Origin of the sequence: Methylosinus sp., assembly GCF_036560965.1 — a bacterium.
Classification (GTDB): Bacteria; Pseudomonadota; Alphaproteobacteria; order Rhizobiales; family Beijerinckiaceae; genus Methylosinus.
The window spans coordinates 71,254-88,312 of record NZ_DATBQF010000019.1 but is presented as its reverse complement, the minus strand read 5'-3'; the positions used below and the strand labels follow the sequence as shown (position 1 = coordinate 88,312).

At 66.7% G+C, this 17,059-nt stretch carries 12 protein-coding genes and 1 tRNA gene; 5 read left to right on the top strand and 8 right to left on the bottom strand.

Annotation, left to right across the window (positions count from 1 at the left end):
- Together VIF40_RS06300 and VIF40_RS06295 are read right to left on the bottom strand one after the other, a co-directional pair.
- The coding region (locus VIF40_RS06300; RefSeq protein ID WP_331936669.1) for a sugar phosphate nucleotidyltransferase at positions 1–261 on the bottom strand (261 nt) is incomplete at its 3' end.
- A 277-nt stretch (positions 262–538) separates the two neighbouring features.
- Positions 539–3,850 (bottom strand): helicase-related protein, encoded by a 3,312-nt coding sequence (locus tag VIF40_RS06295; protein WP_331936673.1) that lies wholly within the window; start codon positions 3,848–3,850, stop codon positions 539–541.
- 723 nt (positions 3,851–4,573) lie between these two features.
- Here VIF40_RS06295 and VIF40_RS06290 point away from each other — a divergent pair.
- The 4 genes from VIF40_RS06290 (at position 4,574) to VIF40_RS06275 (ending at position 9,963) form a co-directional block, all read left to right on the top strand.
- Positions 4,574–4,996, top strand: a complete 423-nt coding sequence (locus VIF40_RS06290; protein ID WP_331936668.1) for a GtrA family protein — start codon at positions 4,574–4,576, stop codon at positions 4,994–4,996.
- The gene (locus VIF40_RS06285) at positions 4,993–5,931 is read left to right on the top strand and encodes a glycosyltransferase family 2 protein (protein ID WP_331936667.1); all 939 of its coding nucleotides are present in this window, start codon (positions 4,993–4,995) and stop codon (positions 5,929–5,931) included. The genes VIF40_RS06290 and VIF40_RS06285 overlap by 4 nt, the downstream gene beginning before the upstream one ends.
- A 27-nt stretch (positions 5,932–5,958) precedes the next feature.
- On the top strand, positions 5,959–7,527 hold the full coding sequence (locus VIF40_RS06280; protein ID WP_331936666.1) for a hypothetical protein: 1,569 nt from the start codon (positions 5,959–5,961) through the stop codon (positions 7,525–7,527).
- Positions 7,528–7,650: 123 nt separating this feature from the next.
- Positions 7,651–9,963: a Tex family protein gene (locus VIF40_RS06275; RefSeq protein WP_331936665.1), complete on the top strand. Its 2,313-nt coding sequence runs from the start codon at positions 7,651–7,653 to the stop codon at positions 9,961–9,963.
- A 93-nt stretch (positions 9,964–10,056) separates the two neighbouring features.
- Here the strand turns inward: VIF40_RS06275 and VIF40_RS06270 are convergent, their stop codons facing one another.
- The 3 genes from VIF40_RS06270 to VIF40_RS06260 form a co-directional block, all read right to left on the bottom strand.
- A complete protein-coding gene (locus VIF40_RS06270) occupies positions 10,057–11,304 on the bottom strand; it encodes a hypothetical protein (RefSeq protein ID WP_331936664.1) in 1,248 nt (415 codons plus the stop codon).
- The gene (locus VIF40_RS06265) at positions 11,301–12,845 is read right to left on the bottom strand and encodes a hypothetical protein (RefSeq protein WP_331936663.1); all 1,545 of its coding nucleotides are present in this window, start codon (positions 12,843–12,845) and stop codon (positions 11,301–11,303) included. The genes VIF40_RS06270 and VIF40_RS06265 overlap by 4 nt, the downstream gene beginning before the upstream one ends.
- A gap of 278 nt (positions 12,846–13,123) precedes the next feature.
- Positions 13,124–13,197 (bottom strand) — tRNA-Gly (locus VIF40_RS06260).
- 242 nt (positions 13,198–13,439) lie between these two features.
- Here VIF40_RS06260 and VIF40_RS06255 point away from each other — a divergent pair.
- Entirely contained in the window at positions 13,440–13,805 is a 366-nt protein-coding gene (locus tag VIF40_RS06255) for a TIGR02300 family protein (protein ID WP_331936662.1), read from the top strand.
- 62 nt (positions 13,806–13,867) lie between these two features.
- Here the strand turns inward: VIF40_RS06255 and VIF40_RS06250 are convergent, their stop codons facing one another.
- The 3 genes from VIF40_RS06250 to pqqA form a co-directional block, all read right to left on the bottom strand.
- Positions 13,868–14,902 carry a cytochrome-c peroxidase gene (locus tag VIF40_RS06250; RefSeq protein ID WP_331936661.1) on the bottom strand — a complete coding sequence of 345 codons (1,035 nt, stop codon included), beginning with the start codon at positions 14,900–14,902 and terminating at the stop codon, positions 13,868–13,870.
- A 116-nt stretch (positions 14,903–15,018) separates the two neighbouring features.
- A complete protein-coding gene (locus VIF40_RS06245) occupies positions 15,019–16,464 on the bottom strand; it encodes a PepSY domain-containing protein (protein WP_331936660.1) in 1,446 nt (481 codons plus the stop codon).
- A gap of 363 nt (positions 16,465–16,827) precedes the next feature.
- Positions 16,828–16,905, bottom strand: coding sequence for a pyrroloquinoline quinone precursor peptide PqqA (gene pqqA / locus VIF40_RS06240; RefSeq protein WP_099831855.1), 78 nt, complete (start codon positions 16,903–16,905; stop codon positions 16,828–16,830).
- Positions 16,906–17,059 lie beyond the last annotated feature (154 nt).

The following is a 17,059-nucleotide window of genomic DNA, read 5'->3' as shown; positions in this document are numbered from 1 at the left end:
ATCGCGCCGCGTCGGCTCGAGGACGATATCGGCGCCGGCGCCGATCTCACGCAGCTGATCGGTGACGAGGAAGCGATAATCGGCGTTGGTGATGACGACGGGCCTCTCGAAAGCCTCGTCCGCCAGCGTCTCGATAGTGGTTTGAAAGGTCGATTTTTCGCCGATGAGCGGAATAAACTGTTTCGGGAGGCTTTCCCGTGATTCGGGCCATACGCGCGTGCCCGCCCCGCCGCACATTATGACAGGAAGAATTTTCGTCATGTCTCGCCTTTCGGTGGAAGGCCGTCGTCCAACACGCAGCGCTCTTTAAGAGACGCCGCCGCGGACAGAATCTCGTCCACGGCCCGCATTTCAGGGTCGACGAGGCCCGATCGCATCGACTTGCGCCAGTGCGCCAAAGTTCACGTCAGCAATAGGCCGAGCGACGTGGACTTGGCAAGCTGCGTTAGCAGCTCGGCTCGGCAAGCCGATGCTATCCCCCGAGCGATCCAGCGGCCGCTTCGTAGGTCGGACATGAACAGTCATTTGAGGCGAAATTTCAGCTCTTGCCCTTTTTTTCGAGCTCGGCCTTGAGCGCCAGGAGCTTGGCGAAGGGCGAATCGGGATCGGGAAGCCGCTCTCTTTCCCGTTTTTCCGGCGTGGAAAAGCCGCCATTGCCACGACGGCGGTCGTCTCGCGGCGGCCGATTATTGTCGCTGCGAGGACCGTCGCTGCGAGGATTGTCGCTGCGCGGCTTGCCGCCGGAGCGAAAGCCGCTCTCCTTGCGGGCGTCGGCGCGCGGCTTGTGCTCGGCCTGCGCGCCCTCTCCCGGCTCGGGACGACGACCGCCGCCCTGGCCAGGCCGCGGGCCGCGTTGACGTTCGCCGGCCGGCCGCGCAGGGCGACCGCCCTCCTCCTGGCCCGCTCCCGGAGCGCCGCCCTGACGCCGGCGCGGCGCCTGTGGGACGTGACGCTGCAACGTCCAAATCTCGATCGGCGCCGGTTCCGTGGAAACCGCTTCCGTTGAGCCCGCTTCCGGGGAAACCGGCTCTGTGGGTGCCGGATCGGCAGCCGTCTCCGGCGCTTCGGCGCTCGTCTCCGCGACGCTGGCCGGCTCGATGCTCTCCGACTCGATGCTCTCCGACTCGGCGAGCTCGGGCTCGGCGCTCTCCGCGACGGCTTCCGGCGCCTCGGCCTCCGCCTCGACGACGGTCTCGGCCTCCTGCGCCGCTTCCGCGAGCGATTCGGGGGCCGGCTCGGCCGGAGCCTCGGTCTGCTCGGCCGGCGATTCGGCGTCCTCGGCCACAGGCGCGGCCGGCGTCGGGGACAGCGGCTCGGTCGCCGCCTTGGCCAGCAGCGGCACGGTGATCGCGGGCCCCTGGCGCTCGGCGGATTGATAGCCGAGCGAGCGCAAGATGGAGGCGAAAGCCTCGCCCGCGCAGCCGGTGAGAGAGGTCATCGCCACAGTGACGACGAATCCCTCGCCATCGGCGGCGCCGGCAGGCGGATCGCCGGCCGTCACGCCCGGCCGATAGGCGCTCGCCGGCCGGATGAGATCGGCGAGGCGCTCGAGAATATCGACGCGCACGACACGCTCGCCGCAGACGCGGAAGCCGGCGGCGCGGTAGAATCCCTTGGAGATCGACGGATCGGCGGCGAAGGAGGTGCGGCCGGAGGCGGCCAGATGCGGCACCTCCTCGAGGCCCTTCAGATTGTCGAGCCCGCCATGCTTCAAGCCCCACAGCAGGGCGGCGAGCGAGCGCGGCGCCGGCTTCAAGAGCTGCGGCAGATAAATATGGTAGGCGCCGAAGCGGACGCCCTTCTTGCGCAGGGCGGCGCGGTCCTCCTGGGAGAGCGCCTTGATCTCGCGGGCGACGCGGCTGCGCTCCAGGACGCCGAGCTCCTCGGCGAGCTGAAAGGCGATCCCGCGGGTGACGCCCTCGAGCCCCTCGCCCTTCTCGAGATCCTCCAGCGCGCCGAGCAGCTTCTTTATATGCTGCGCGAGCCACAGATCGAGCCGCTGCTGCACTTTCTCCAGCGCGGCGCCGGTCAATTGCTCGTCGGCGAGCAGCCGCACGGTCGGGGTCAGCGCCGCGGCGCCCGGCGCGATCTTGCCGACGGGCTCGCCGAGCCAGCGAATGGTCCCGTCATTGCCCAGCAGGAATGCGTCGTCCACGGCATCGAACACGCGCGCGGCGCGCGCCTCGATCTCGCCGGCGAGCGCGCGTTGCGCGGCGGCGTTCAGCGCTTTGGCCGCCTCGCCCGTCGCCAGCGGATCGGCGGTGAAACGAAATCCCTGCAACTGTCCGACGTGCTGACCTTCGACCATTACGTCGCCGGCGGTAGTGATTTCGGCTTCGAGCATCGCATTCTCTCTCAGGCGGCGCATCAGCACGCTGGTGCGGCGATCGACGAAACGCTGCGTGAGGCGTTCGTGCAGCGCGTCGGACAGACTGTCCTCTACCTGACGCGCGACGCTCTGCCAATGCTCTGGATTCTCGAGCCAGCCGGAACGATTGGCGATGAAGGTCCAGGTCCGCACCTGGGCGAGCCGCGCGGACAGGGTGTGAATGTCGCCATCGATGCGGTCCACAGCGGAGATTTGCTTTGCGAACCAATCGCCTGGGATCAATCCGCGGCGCACCACATAGCCATAGACGGCGAGCGCCAGCTCCGCATGGGCGGCCGGCGAGGTCTTGCGATAATCGGGAATCTGACACACGTCCCAGAGTCTCATAATATCGGCTCTGGTTTTCGTGTTGCGCTGCACAGTCTCGTCGCGCGCGGCGACTTCGAGGACCATTTGATCCTCCGCCGTGCGGGCGCGCAGCAGGCATTCTTCAGGGGACGCGCGTTCCAGCGATTCGACCAGCGCCCCGATCGAATCGAATTCGAGATCGGCGTTGCGCCATTGCAGCGCGACCAGCGGATCGAACCAGTGATTCTCCAGCGCCTCGACCGTCTGCTCGTCGAAGGGCGGGCAGCGGCCGGTGGAGCCGAACGTCCCGTCGTTCATATTGCGCCCGGCGCGGCCGGCGATCTGGCCCAATTCCCCGGCGGTGAGACGGCGATGACGCCAGCCGTCGAATTTGCGGTCGGCGGCGAAGGCGATGTGGTCGACATCGAGATTGAGGCCCATGCCGATGGCGTCGGTGGCGACGATATAATCGACGTCGCCATTCTGAAAGAGGTCGACCTGGGCGTTGCGGGTGCGGGGGGAAAGCGCGCCGAGCACCACCGCCGCGCCGCCGCGCTGACGCTTGATCCATTCCGCTATGGCGTAGACATCCTCGGCCGAGAAGGCGACGATGGCGCTGCGCGGCGGCAGGCGCGCCAGCTTGCGCTCGCCGGCGAAGCTCAAATGCGACAGCCGCGGCCGCGTGAAGATGGGAACCCCGGGCAACAGCCGCTCGATGAGCGAGCGCATGGTTTCCGCGCCGATGAGCAGCGTCTCGACGCGGCCGCGCCAAAACAGCAGGCGATCGGTGAAGACATGGCCGCGATCGAGGTCGGCGGCGAGCTGAATCTCGTCCACCGCGACGAAATCCACATCGAGATCGCGCGGCATCGCCTCGACGGTCGAGACCCAATAGGCGGGCGCGCGGGGCTTTATCTTCTCCTCGCCGGTGATGAGCGCCACATTGTCCGCCCCCACCCGCTCCACCACGCGCGCATAGACCTCGCGCGCGAGCAGACGCAAAGGCAGGCCGATCATCCCCGTCGGATAGGAGAGCATCCGCTCTATGGCGTGATGAGTCTTGCCGGTGTTGGTCGGCCCCAGAACGGCGGCGACGCCGGCGGTCGACAGGCGGAGGCCCGGCGCGGCCGGTCTCTTGACCGGGCTTTTGGCCGGATTATTGGCGGTGAGCATCGGGCTCATGGCTCTACGTTATATTTCACCTGGAGCCCTGATGCGAGCCCGAGCCCTCATCGATAGCGGCGATCGTCCCGGATTGGAACGACGAAGACTCGGCCATTTCATCATTCGAACAGGGGACGAACGAATCGCGGCCGAATCGCGGACTCTCATCGAGTCACGCTCTGTTCGCTCGAGATATGGTCGCTCTCCCGCCTCGCGAACACTATAGCTTCGAAATCTCATATTTTGCAGCATACATCGACCGCGAGTCGCGCGAGGTCCGAGGCGGACTCCGTCCCGACTGCCTGTCAACATGCGAATCACGACGTTGCGACGACCATCGCGTTAAGCTTTGGAATCATCCCGGAACGGAGCGGGCACGAATCGGCGATCTCGCCGTGTTGCCGCGCTGTTCCGGCGCATTCTGAAGGCTGCGACCGGCCTTGCCTCCGTCTTTCATGCCGCCGGCGCGTCCGCTCGGCGTCCGAACGCGCCGGCGCATTTACCTCTTTGTCCCGAATTCGGCCGCCTGCGCGCGCCGGCCCGGCGCGCGCGACCGCGGCCCTTGGTCCGTTTCGCGCGCGCGCCGCCACGGCGCGGCGATTCGTGCAGGCGAACAGGGTTAACCCCAGAGCGCCGCGCGCCCTCCGCGCGCCGGCCGGCGTAAGCCGAGCGTTAACCTTTCGTAAGCCATGATCGGCCGCGACAGCGACGCCCAGCGCACGGACGGACGAATTGGCAGACGACAAGCATGATTTCCGCTTCGACGCCGCCGCTCTCGCGCCGAGCGCGCGGGCGCTGCGTTTCTTCGCGGTCGGGCTGCTGAACACGGCCTTCGGCTATGCGATCTTCTATTTCGTCTGGCGCGCGACACATGATTCGGTCGTCGCCGCCGGCGTCTCCACCGCGCTCGGCGCAATGTTCAATTTCCTGTCCATCGGGCGCCTCGTCTTCGGCTCCAGCGATTCGCGCTTTCTCGGCCGCTTCATCGCCGTCTATGCGGCCCTCTTCGTCGTCGACGCGCTCGCGCTGCGCGCGCTCGAGCATTTCGGCGCAGAGGCGGCGCTCGCTCAAGCGGCGCTGACGCCCGTGCTCGCGACGCTCTCCTATCTCCTCAATCGCGACTTCGTTTTCCGCTCTGGAGGCGGCGGCGCATGAAGACCCTCTCCATCGTCACGCCCTGCTACAATGAAGAGCTCAACATCCGCGAATGCCATGCGCGGGTCGCGGCGCTCTTCGACGGCGAGCTGAAAGACTATCGCCGCGAGCATGTGTTCTGCGACAACGCCTCGACAGATCGCAGCGCCGAGATATTGCGCGAGATCGCCGCCGCCGATCCTTGCGTCAAGGTCATTCTCAACGCCCGCAATTTCGGGCCGATGCGCTCCAACTTCAATGGCGTGATGGCGGCGAGCGGCGACGCGGTCCTCCTGTTCCTGCCCGCCGATCTGCAAGACCCGCCCGAGCTGCTGCCGCAATTCGTGACGCTGTGGGAGGCGGGAAAGGAGATCGTCTACGGCATTCGCAAGATTCGCGAGGAGGGCGCGATCATGCGCATGGCGCGCGGCGTCTATTATCGCGCGCTGACCGGCCTCTCGGAATTCACTCTGCCGCCGGGCGTCGGCGATTTTCAGCTCGTCGACCGCAAGGTCGTCGAGGCGATGCGCCAAATCGACGATTCCTATCCCTTCATGCGCATGATGACCTTCGAATGCGGCTTCACCGCCGTCGGCGTCCCCTACAAATGGGTCGAGCGGCGGCGCGGCGTGACCTCCAATAATTTGCTGCGCCTCGTCGACCAGGGGATGAACGGTCTCGTCACCTTCACGCCGGCGCCTTTGCGTCTGCTGCTGTTCCTCGGCTTCGGCATTGCGGCGCTGGCGCTCGCCTACGCCTTCATCAGCCTGGCGCTCGGGCTGATGTTCTTCCGCCAGCTCGCGCCGCCCGGCGTGATGACGATCATCGTCGCCGTATTCTTCTTCGGCGGCGTGCAGCTATTCTCCATCGGCGTGCTCGCCGAATATATTCTCGCCATTCACGCGCAAGTGCGCCGCAAGCCCGTGGTGTTCGAGCGCGAGCGCATCAACTTCTAACGAGCGACATCCGGCGCCGAGACGACCATGACCACATTGCGAGCAAAAGACGAAACAGCGCCCGCGCGCCAAGAGGCGGCCGCGCGCGAGGAGGCGGCCGCGCGCAACAATGCGCGTACGCCGCTCATGCGCAATCTGCTTTTGCTGCGGCTGTGCATTCTCGTCTTCCTGCTCTCCAACGCCGCGCTCGCTCTCGGATTCGGCGTCGTCGGCGCCGCGCCCATTCTCGCGGGCTGCGCGCTCGCCGCTTTCCTCCTCTTCTCCTTTCGGCCCAAAGAAGGCGGCCTGCTCGCTGCGCCGATCGACGCGCGGACCTTCGCCGCCTGTCTCGCGCTCGCTGTCGCTCTGCTGCTGCTCGGCGGCGAGACGCATCTCTTCTACGCCAATCTCGACTGGCTGGTGCGCGACGCCGTGCTCTCCGATCTGACGCGGCAGGGCTTCCCGCTCTTCTATCGCTACGAGGGGCAGGATTATCTGCTGCGCGCGCCGCTCGGCATGTATCTGCTTCCCGCCGCGATCGGACGCTGGACCGGGCTCGCCGGCGCGCATATCGCCATGCTCGCGCAAAATACGCTGCTGCTCGGCGTGTGCCTCTATTTCGTCGCGCGTCTCGCCGGCGCGCGCGTCGCGCCGTTTCTCGCGCTCTTCGTTCTGTTCAGCGGCCTCGATATTCTGCCGCAGCTTTTCCTCGAAGGGCTCGCGCTGCCGGACCATCTCGAATGGTGGAATCCGGCGTTCCAATATTCCTCGCACGTCACCCAATTATTCTGGGTTCCCAATCATGCGCTGCCGGGCTGGTGGGCGGCCTTGCTGCTGCTTCTCCTCGCGCGCGAGGAGATCGATCTCGCGCTTCTCGCCATTCTCTTCGCCGCGACTCTGCTGTGGTCGCCGCTCGCCGCCGTCGGCGCCGCGCCGCTCATCGGCTTTTGCGCGCTGCGGCTCGGCCGCGGGCTCTTTGCGCCGCGCATTCTCGCCGCGGCCGTCGCCGGCCTCTGCTTTCTGCCGATCGCGCTCTATCTGACGATCGACGCCGAATCCGTCAGGCATGGCTGGCTGCTCGCCATTCCCGGCTTCGTCGGCCTCTATGTCGCTTTCATCGCAGTCGAGATTCCGCATGCGGCGATCCTGCTCGCGGCGCGCGAAAGACTGGCGAGAAGCGATCGCGCGCTGGTCGGCGCCGGCGTCGTCGTTCTGCTGGCGCTGCCTTTCTACTCCTTCGGCCCCAACAATGATCTCGCCATGCGCGCCTCGATTCCGGCGCTGTTCCTCCTCGCTTTCGCCTTCGCCCGCGTGGCCGTGTCGACGCCGCGCGACGGCGGCGCGCTCGCCTCGCTGATATCGGCCATTGTGATCGTCTCCGCCGCGACGCCGGCGATGGAGATCAAGCGCGCGCTCGTCGTGCCGGCTTTCGCCATCTCCGATTGCGATCTGCTGACGAGCTGGCGCAAGACCGATCCTCATGTCTTCCCGAGCAATTATCTCGCCCGGCGCGAAATGGTTCCGGCCTGGCTCGGCGCGGCGAGCGACGCGCGGCTCGAGATCGAGCGGCGAAGCTGCTGGCCGGATCACCCGCATCTCCCCGATTCGCGCAAATAGCGGGCTGGAGCGCGGCGCAGCGCGGATGTCCACAGGATTTCGCTTTCGGCATTTGGCTTTTGACTTGGCGCCGCGCCGAACGCTAGAAACGCGCTCCCCAGAAACAGCCGACAGGGATAGCGCATGGCGTCGATCGTCGAACGAATCAGCACGGAGCTCTCCGCGAAATCCTGGCAAGTGGAGGCGGCCGTCGCTCTGCTCGACCAAGGTTCGACGGTGCCCTTCATCGCCCGCTATCGCAAGGAAGCGACAGGCCAGCTCGACGACATACAGCTGCGCCATCTCGAGGAGCGCCTGCGCTATCTGCGCGAATTGGAGGACCGCCGCAAAGCGATCCTCGATTCGATCGAAGCGCAGGGAAAGCTCGACGACGCGCTGCGCGCGACGATCATGGAGGCCGACAATAAGGCGCGGCTCGAGGATATCTATCTCCCCTTCAAGCCCAAGCGCCGCACCAAGGCGCAGATCGCCATAGAGGCCGGACTCGCGCCGCTCGCCGAAGCGCTGCTCGGCCATCCCGAGCGCGAGCCGAAAGAGCAGGCGAAGCCTTTCGTGAATGCGGAGAAGGCGATCGCCGACGAGACCGCGGCGCTCGAGGGCGCGCGCGCCATTCTCGTCGAGCGCTTCGCCGAGAACGCCGATCTCATCGGCCGCCTGCGCGAGACCTTCTGGACGCAGGGGCTGATGAAGTCCAAGGCGCGCGCCGGCAAAGAGGCCGCGGGCGCGAAATTCTCCGATTATTTCGATTTCTCCGAGCCGCTGGCGAAGCTTCCCTCGCATCGCATATTGGCGATGTTCCGCGGCGAGAAGGAGGAGATGCTCGATCTCGAGATGATCCCCGAGCCGAGCGAGGGCGCCGTCGGCTATGAAGGCCAGATCGCGCAGCGTTTTTCCATCGCCGCGCGCGGCCTCCCCGGCGACCGCTGGCTCTTGGACACTGTGCGCTGGGCCTGGCGCACCAAGATCGAATTGCATCTCTCCGTCGATCTGCGCACGCGGCTCTGGCGCCTCGCGGAGGATGAGGCGATTCGCGTCTTCGCGGCGAATTTGCGCGATCTTCTGCTCGCCGCGCCCGCCGGCGCGCGCGCGACGCTCGGACTCGATCCGGGCTTTCGCACCGGCGTCAAGGTCGCGGTCATCGACAAGACCGGCAAGATCGTCGCGACGACGGCCATTTATCCGCATGAGCCGCAGCGCCGCTGGGACGAATCGCTCTCCATCCTCGCCAAGCTGGCGCGCGACCACGCGATCGAGCTGATCGCCATCGGCAATGGCACGGCGTCGCGCGAGACCGATAAGCTCGCCGGCGAATTAATGTCGAAATTCCCGGAGCTGAAGCTCACCAAGATCGTCGTGTCGGAAGCCGGCGCGTCGGTTTATTCGGCGTCCGAATACGCCTCGCGCGAATTGCCCGATCTCGACGTGACGCTGCGCGGCGCCGCCTCCATCGCGCGCCGCTTGCAGGACCCGCTCGCCGAGCTGGTGAAGATCGAGCCGAAAGCGATCGGCGTCGGCCAATATCAGCACGACCTCTCGGAGGTGAAGCTCTCCCATTCGCTCGACGCCGTCGTCGAGGATTGCGTCAACGCCGTCGGCGTCGACGTCAACACCGCCTCCGCGCCGCTGCTGGCGCGCGTGTCGGGCGTCGGCGAATTGCTCGCCTCCAACATCGTCGCGCATCGCGACGCCAATGGTCCGTTCCGCACGCGCGATTCGCTGAAGAAAGTGCCGCGCCTCGGCCCCAAGGCCTTCGAGCAGAGCGCGGGCTTTCTGCGCATCGTCGACGGCGACGATCCGCTCGACCGCTCGGGCGTGCATCCGGAGGCCTATCCGGTGGTGCGGCGCATCATCGCCGCCGCCAAGACCGACATCAAGCAGCTCATCGGCAATGCGACCGAGCTGCGCAAGCTGCGGCCGGCGCAATTCGTCGACGAGACCTTCGGCCTGCCGACCGTCACCGATATTTTCGCCGAGCTCGAGAAGCCCGGCCGCGATCCGCGTCCCGCCTTCAAGACGGCCACCTTCCAGGAGGGCGTGGAGAAGATTTCCGATCTGCAGCCCGGCATGATTCTCGAGGGCGTCGTCACCAATGTCGCGGCCTTCGGCGCCTTTGTGGACATCGGCGTGCATCAGGACGGGCTGGTGCATATCTCGGCCATGTCCAAGACCTTCGTGAAGGACCCGCGCCAGGTGGCCAAGCCCGGCGATATCGTCAAGGTGAAGGTGCTGGAGATCGACGCGCCGCGCAAGCGCATCGCGCTCACCATGCGGCTCGACGACACGCCGGATCAGCGGCAGGCGCCCGCGGGTGGCCAGCGCCGCGACGCGGGGCCGGCGCCGCGCCAGCAGCAGCGTCAGCCGGAGCAGCCGAAGGGCGCGGGCGCGCTGGGCGAGGCGCTGCTGGCGGCCATGCGCACGCCGCAGAAGACTCGCTGAACCAGAGTCTTTTGTTTCGACGCGCTTGCGACACAGAGACGGCGTCCGCTTCCGCTCGAAATGCTGCGGGCGAAGCGGGGCCGTGGGAAGCGGCTATTCGGCCGCAGGCTGCGCGAGCGCTCTATCGCGCGCTTCGCGGACAAAGGCCGCGAAGCGGTCGAACACTTTGCGCATCTGCGGCTGCTTATAGGGAAACGTTTCGACCGAATCGAGCGAATGCACGATCATCGCCGTGCCGACCTCGAAGAGCAGCAGACGCCCGTCGGGCGTTTCGCCGCAATCGATGGCGAAATAGTCGAGCTGCATGCGGCGCGCGACTTCCGTGAGCGCGGCGCGGTGGCGAGCAGCGAAATCATCGTCGAAGCGCTCGAAGAAGAGCGCCTCCTCGGCCCGGTGACGCGCCTCATGCATTTGCGCGTTGAGGTAATGGATCATCCAATCGCCGGAAATCGCCAGATGCGCCGCATAGGGCGCATCGCCGATGAACAATAGGCGAAATTTGCGGAACAGCCCGTCGGGGCTGCGATAGTCGACGAATTGCGCCAAATAGAATTCATCGACGGCCTGGCTCGAGAGAAACGCGGCGAGCGCCTCGGCGTCGTCGATCTTGGCGAGGCCTTCGCCCGCATGCGTGCCGCGTGGACGCAGGAGAACCGGATAGGAAGCGCCGTCGAGCAAGGTCTCGATCGCCGTCGCGCCGCGAACGACGGCCTCCAGGGCGTCGCGTGTGACGGCCGCGTTGACCGGGTAGACGAGCCCCGGCGCATCCTTCAGCAGACGAAAAGCGCCATCGCGGGTCAGCCGCGCAATCGCGCCCGGGAGATTGAGCACGGGCCGCGGCCAGGTCGCGACCGCCGTCTCGATCTGCTCCAGAACCGCACGATTGCGATCGCCCTCGGCGATCGCGACGAAGGCGACATCATGGTCCGGCAACGAATCGGGAAACGCTTCGCCCGGCGCGACATAGAGGATGCGCAGCATGATCGCGCCGTCCTCGACCAGAAACTCCAGCGGCGTGTTCGACATGAAGTCGCCGGCTGTGACGATGGCGAGCAGCCGCACGCGATCATCGCGCTGCGCCACGGGGAGCGAGAAGATGCGGCGGCGCGAGAGCGCGTCCTGTTGCAGCCGCACATGCGCTTCGGCGTCGCCGAGCAAATGCGCGATCGTCGCGAGGTCCAGCATAGCGCAGGCGTCATTCGGATCCCGTTCCAGCCGCGCGGTCAACACGTCGTAGATTTCGGGCAATTCGCCGTGGGTCATATAGGCGCGAGACAAGGTCGCCACGCCCAGAAGGACGCCGTCTTGCGCGGATGCGGCGACGTCGAGGCTCGCGCTCATGCGTCGCCGCGCCATTGCCGCGCCATGATCTGACGGAGCTTCTCGAACAAGAGCCCGAGATCGCCGATGATCGGCGCGAAGGCCGCGTCGAATGTCTCGCCGCCGTGGAGACGGTCCGCAAAATCGGAGATCATCGGCGCGCTCATGCATACGCGCAGCGCCGAGCTTCTGCCGATGGTCACGGGCTGGCCCACATGCATCGCGCGCTGCAAGGCGGCGGGACCGTCGGGCAAGGGCGCGAGCAGAGCGTTCTTGATCCGCAGCAGCTCCGCATCGTCGAGAAAAGCGCCGCCGACGCCGCGCGCTTTGATCGGGACGATCGTATCGGCGAAATCCTCCCGCGCGCCTCCATCCACAATGGCGGCGAGGCTCGGACAGGCGCCGACGAGGGCCAGCGCCTCCGCCTTGAAGCGCGCTTGCGCCTGCTGCGCGATCTCGGACGGTACGGCGAGAAAACGCTCGATCTCGACGAGCGCCGCGCTCCAACGCAAGCCGAGACCGAAATTGGCGTCGGCCTCCGAATGAAGTCCGAGCCGCTCGCGCAAGGACGCCGGCCAATCGAAAGGAGAGCTGTGCGCCCACAGGCCTCGCGGAACGCTCGCGCCACGAAGCCGCGCAGTGAAGCGGACCGGTATCAGCAGCGCGCCGCAAAAGGGCGGGCCGCCGGCGAATTTCGATCCGGTGACCGCGACGAGAAAGCCGCGATCGAGCAGAGCGCGGACCTGCCGCGGCGTCGAGCGCAGCTGGCAGCAATCGGCGATGACCGTGACGCGCTCCGGCGCGAGAGCGCGAATACGCTCGATCGCCGCGAGATCGAGGCCGCTCTGGCCGGTTTTCGAAACGGCGAGATGATGGATCAGAACGCTACGGCCCTTCGCCAGCGCCGCGGTGGCGGCGCGCAAGGCGTCGTCGTCCACGCTTTGCGGGAGCCGCAAGCGTCCCGAGGCGTCGCGTATCTCGACATGCTCGACTTCTATGTCGGCGGTCTCCAGCCCCGGCAGACGCCCTCCGGGCGCGGCCGCGCGGCGAAAAGGCGCGGTCGGCAGGAAATGCGCGCCGTGGGCGGCGAGCAGCACGCCGCGGCCGGTCTCCTCCGGCGCGACGACGAGATTCGTCAAAGGGCCGGGAACAGCGTCCAGCGCGAGAGCGAGCGCGAGATATTCGGTTTCCGTGCCGGAGGGCGCGAGAACGGTCTCGCAGTCGGGCGTTCCATAGGCGCGGCGGATGCGGGCGCGCAGCGTCTCGAACCAGTCGGCGGCGTCGGCGCCGTTCGCGAGCCTGCGCCGGGCGTCGAGCGCGGCGTCGAAGCCTTTCGACGAGGTCGACGACGCCGTGGAGGAGGAGAAATAGATTTCGTCGATCGTCGGCTCCGGCGAGACGCCATAGCGATTGCGCCGTGAAATGCGATCGAGCGCGATCCGCTCGTCGCCGCCTGTCGCCAGCAGCGAGCCGAGCTCTGCGGCGTCGGCGGAGATTTCGGCGGGCCGCTGCGGCCGAAAGGACGTCGAGTCACGCGCGGTAGGAGCGATTTGCCCTGTCAAGCGACACCCGGATTTGCGCGCGCCGCATTCACGACGCGGCGGAGGCTTCGGATATCTGTGGGTTAGGACCGAGAGCTTGCGCCGGACTGGAACGATCCGTGAAACGGCGCGGAGCGCGCTCGAGACGAGGCGACGCCGGCGATGTCCCGACCGCGGCGAAGGCGCGCAGACTCGAAAGAGCATGAAGGCCAGGGGCCACGCCACGCGCCCGGCCGGCAAATCCAATTCTCTCGTTGAAGCTATCGCCGCCGGAAAATGTTCCGCCGAAGCGGGCGAGTTGGAGCGGGTGAAGGGAATCGAACCCTCGTATTCAGCTTGGAAGGCTGCTGCTCTACCATTGAGCTACACCCGCGGCGGCGAGAGATATGCCAAGTCGCGCCGCGCTTGGCAATGGCCCTCGCGCGGACCGCGCGGACCAAAACACGCGGTTTTCGGCGATTCGCCGTGCAAACCAGGGCTTTTCCGTCCGATCGGCTTGACAGGCTCGCTTTCCATTTCTCATTTGACAGCCGGGCAAGGGCAAACTAACCGAGCGCCCGACCAAAGTCTCCCACGGGCGGTCCCACGCCGCTCTATCTCGAGGATGCAAGGACCGTGGCCAAAACCGAACTCGGCGCCAAGCGCCAATGTCAGTCTTGTGGCGTCAAATTCTTCGATCTGAACAAGGATCCGGTCGTCTGCCCGAAATGCGGAGCGATCTTCCATATCGTGACGTCGCGAATCGCCGCGCGCCACGCCGATCCGGACGAGCCGGCAGAAGGCGAGAAGGACGCCGAAATCGTCTCCCTGGAAGAGGTCGAAGCCAGCGAGTCCAAGGCCGAAGCGATCGATGTGGACGAGGATGTCGAAATCGACGACGCGGCCGAGGAGGACGACACCTTCCTCGAGAATGAGGAAGAGGAAGACGACGACGTCGCCGGCCTCATCGACGGCGACATAGACACGGACGAAGAAGGCTGAGACGAAAACGGCGGCCCCACGATCCGGGGCCGCCGCTTTTCCGAGGCTGGAGTTTCAGCGACCTATTTTTTCGCCGCCGCATCGGGGAAAGGCGTGAGCGCGGAATAATTGGCCGGCACGGGCTGCGTCAGCGCGCCCAAAAAGGCGGTGATCGCCTCCACATCCTTGTCGGAGAGATCGAGGCCCAATTGGACCTTGCCCATCACTCGCACGGCCTTCGGCAGATCGGCCACCGAGCCGTCGTGGAAATAGGGCCCGGTCTTGGCGACATTGCGCAGGCTCGGAACCTTGAACACATAGAGATCCGCGTCATTCTTCGTCACATCGGCGCGGCCCTTGTCCGGGTCCTTGGAGCCGGTCTCTTTCCAATAATCCTCGACGACGCCGAATTTGGCGAATGAGGTTCCGCCGACGCCGACGCCGTCGTGACAGCCGGCGCAGCCGACCTCGATGAATTTGCGCAGGCCCGCCTGCTCGGCCGGCGTCAGCGCCTTGGCGTCGCCCGCGAGAAAGGCGTCGAAGCGCGTCGGCTGCGGCAGCGTGCGCTCAAAGGCGCCGAGCGCCTTGCCCCAGTTTTTCTGCGTCACCGGGTCCGCCTCGCCGGGGAAGGCCTTGGCGAAGGCCTCCGGGTAGCCGGGGATGGATTTCAGCTCGGCGACGACGGTCGCGAAATCCGGAGCGCCGAAGCTCACCGCGCCGGTCGGCGATTTCTCCGCCTGCTCCTCGATCGTCTCGCGATCGCCGCGCCAATGGGCCTTGAACTGCAGCGCGGCGTTGAAGATCGTCGGCGCGTTGCGGGGGTTGATCTTGCCGAACACGCCGAAGGATTTCGGCAGGCCGTCGGCGCCCTGCTTCTCGGGCAGATGACAATGCGAGCAGCTCACATTGCCGTCGGCGGAGACGCGGGTCTCGAAGAACAGCCGCCGGCCGAGCACAGCCTGATCCGTCGCGGCGCTCGGCGCGGCCGGCAGCGGCGCGAAGACGCGCCTGGCGTCGACGAGGAGCGTGTCGGGGCCAGCGGCGAACGCGGCCGCGGCGACTGTCAGTCCCGCCGCCGCGAGCCCTGTCAGCAATACAGATTTTCCGAAAGACGTCATGATGGTCCGCCGTTTCTCGACTATCGGGAAGCTGGAGCTCTCGCTCCGGCGCGCGCATCCTGTATCGATTTGTGAGACCGAGCAAGCCGCGCGCGACGCAAAATCATACCCCGCCGCTAGGATTGGCGAGCCGCCGCGCGCTCCTCGATCGGCCGCAGTCCGAGCCAGCGGCTCGCTCCCGGCGACGCGCGGCGGATGATCTGCTCCGCCGCCAGCACGGCCAGCAGAGATAGGCCGAGCGTCGGCAGCAACAGGCCGAGGGCGACGACGAGCCCGACGACAAAAGGCGCGAGGCGCGGCTCGGGCGCAAAGGCCGGCGGCGCGCCCAGCGCGCCGCGCGGGCGTCGTCGCCACCACAGCGCCACGGAGGACACGACGAGCAGCAAATAGCCGATCACGCTCAGCAGGCCGAGCAGCTGGTTGGGCCAGCCGAACAGCTGCCCCTCATGCGCGGCGACGCCGACGCCGACGATTCGCTCGACCAGAGGGGAGGTGGCGAAGCCGGTCTCGCCGACCTGCCGAAGGCTCTCGGGATCGAAATCGATCGATCGGCGCAGCGGACGATTCTGGGTCTTCGACTGGACGTTCCAGTTCGGGCTCGCCGATCCCGGCGGCGCGATCAACACCGGCTCGGCGAGGCCGAGCCCGGCCGCGATCGGCGCGATGCGATCGAAACCGGCGTGTGTCGGCGCCGCGGCGGCGGTCATATGATGCTGGTGCTCGGCGTGCTCGCTCGCGGCCGGCGCCGCCTGCTGGAACTGCGCCTTGCGCTGCTCGCGCTCGTCGGCGGGCCCGGTGGTCCAATCCGAATGGACGAGGACTTTCTCGCCGATATTGCGCGCAAAACGGAAGCTCTCGCCCCAGACCAGCGTCCAGGGCAGCGCCGTGATCAATAGGAACAGCGCGAAAAACGACACCCACAGGCCGGTCACGGCATGGAGATCGCGCCAGAACATCCGCCCTCCCTCGGAAAGGCGCGGATAGGCGACGCCGGCGAGGCCCTTGGCGTCGCGCGGCCACCAGAGATAGAGGCCGCTGACGATCATGACGATCGCCCAGGCGCCGACCAGCTCCAGCAGCACATGGCCGGGCGTCCCCAGCAGCAGAGTGCCGTGAATGCCCCCGGCGAGCTGCGAGGGGCGATATTTGTCGTCCTGGATGGCGAGGATTTCGAGCGTGTCCGGCCGCACCAGCACGCGCTGGATCACGAAATCATCGGCGTCGCGGCGGCCGGTCATGAAGGCCACGCGCGCGGCGTCGGCGGGATCGGCGCGCAGCTCGAGACTCGTCAGCCGTGCGTCGGGCAGCGCCGCCTGCGCGGCCGCGACCTGCGCGTCGAGCGATTGCGGCGCGCCCGCCAGCGCCAAATGGTCATAGGGCCGGTCGAGCCAGGCGTCGAGCTGCGGCTTGAAGAGATAGACCGCGCCGCTGAGCGACAGCACGAGCACGAAAGGCAGGCAGAAGAGCCCAGCGTAGAAATGCCAGCGCCAGACCGTGCGATAGGCCGCAGAGCGGACGGACGTCCCCTGCGGTCCGACGATATTGCGGATGATCGTGTTCATCTATGGCCTCCTCGACGAGGTCGGCGCCCGCCGCGGGCCGATCTCGTCTTTCCAATGAATTCGTTCGCCGTCCCTCGCCGGTCAGCGTAGCGCGGCTCTGCCGCGACGATCAAGATCATACGAGAGGGCGCAGGAGCCCGAGTCGAAGCCCAGGAGAATGGCGGCCGTCATCGCGACGCCGTCATCGCGATGCGCGAAGCGACGCGGTGTTTCCGGGGCGCCGAGGCGCGCGAGATGCACGGGAGACGGGCCCAAAAAGCAACGAGCCGGTAAGAAGGCCGCCTCATCGAGGACAGCGGCCTTCTTACCGGCTCGCAGAGTTCGGCCGCCTCTCGAGGGAAGCGGCGCGCACGAAATCTGAAGTCAGATTTCGGCGGATTCGTAGCTGGTGATTTCCATGCCGACGCAGACTTCGACGATCACCGGGGCGGTCCAGGCCATGTTCATCTCCTCCGTTAGAAGAAATCGCCCTTTCGAGGCGAGTGTCTCATCCCGCTTCTCGCTGCTATCGCGCTTGGCCGCATGAGCTGGCAGGTTTGAGCTGGGCGATTGAGTAGCATGAAGCCCCTCCCCGCGCAATTCGGCAATTTGAGAC

What these genes read in the sequence shown, in the direction of transcription:
- VIF40_RS06245 (WP_331936660.1), bottom strand. Translation starts at nt 16,464, where the DNA reads ATGAACACGATCATCCGCAATATCGTCGGACCGCAGGGGACGTCCGTC.
- VIF40_RS06250 (WP_331936661.1), bottom strand. Translation starts at nt 14,902, where the DNA reads ATGACGTCTTTCGGAAAATCTGTATTGCTGACAGGGCTCGCGGCGGCG.
- VIF40_RS06295 (WP_331936673.1), bottom strand. Translation starts at nt 3,850, where the DNA reads ATGCTCACCGCCAATAATCCGGCCAAAAGCCCGGTCAAGAGACCGGCC.
- pqqA (WP_099831855.1), bottom strand. Translation starts at nt 16,905, where the DNA reads ATGGCCTGGACCGCCCCGGTGATCGTCGAAGTCTGCGTCGGCATGGAA.
- VIF40_RS06285 (WP_331936667.1), top strand. Translation starts at nt 4,993, where the DNA reads ATGAAGACCCTCTCCATCGTCACGCCCTGCTACAATGAAGAGCTCAAC.
- VIF40_RS06275 (WP_331936665.1), top strand. Translation starts at nt 7,651, where the DNA reads ATGGCGTCGATCGTCGAACGAATCAGCACGGAGCTCTCCGCGAAATCC.
- VIF40_RS06280 (WP_331936666.1), top strand. Translation starts at nt 5,959, where the DNA reads ATGACCACATTGCGAGCAAAAGACGAAACAGCGCCCGCGCGCCAAGAG.
- VIF40_RS06270 (WP_331936664.1), bottom strand. Translation starts at nt 11,304, where the DNA reads ATGAGCGCGAGCCTCGACGTCGCCGCATCCGCGCAAGACGGCGTCCTT.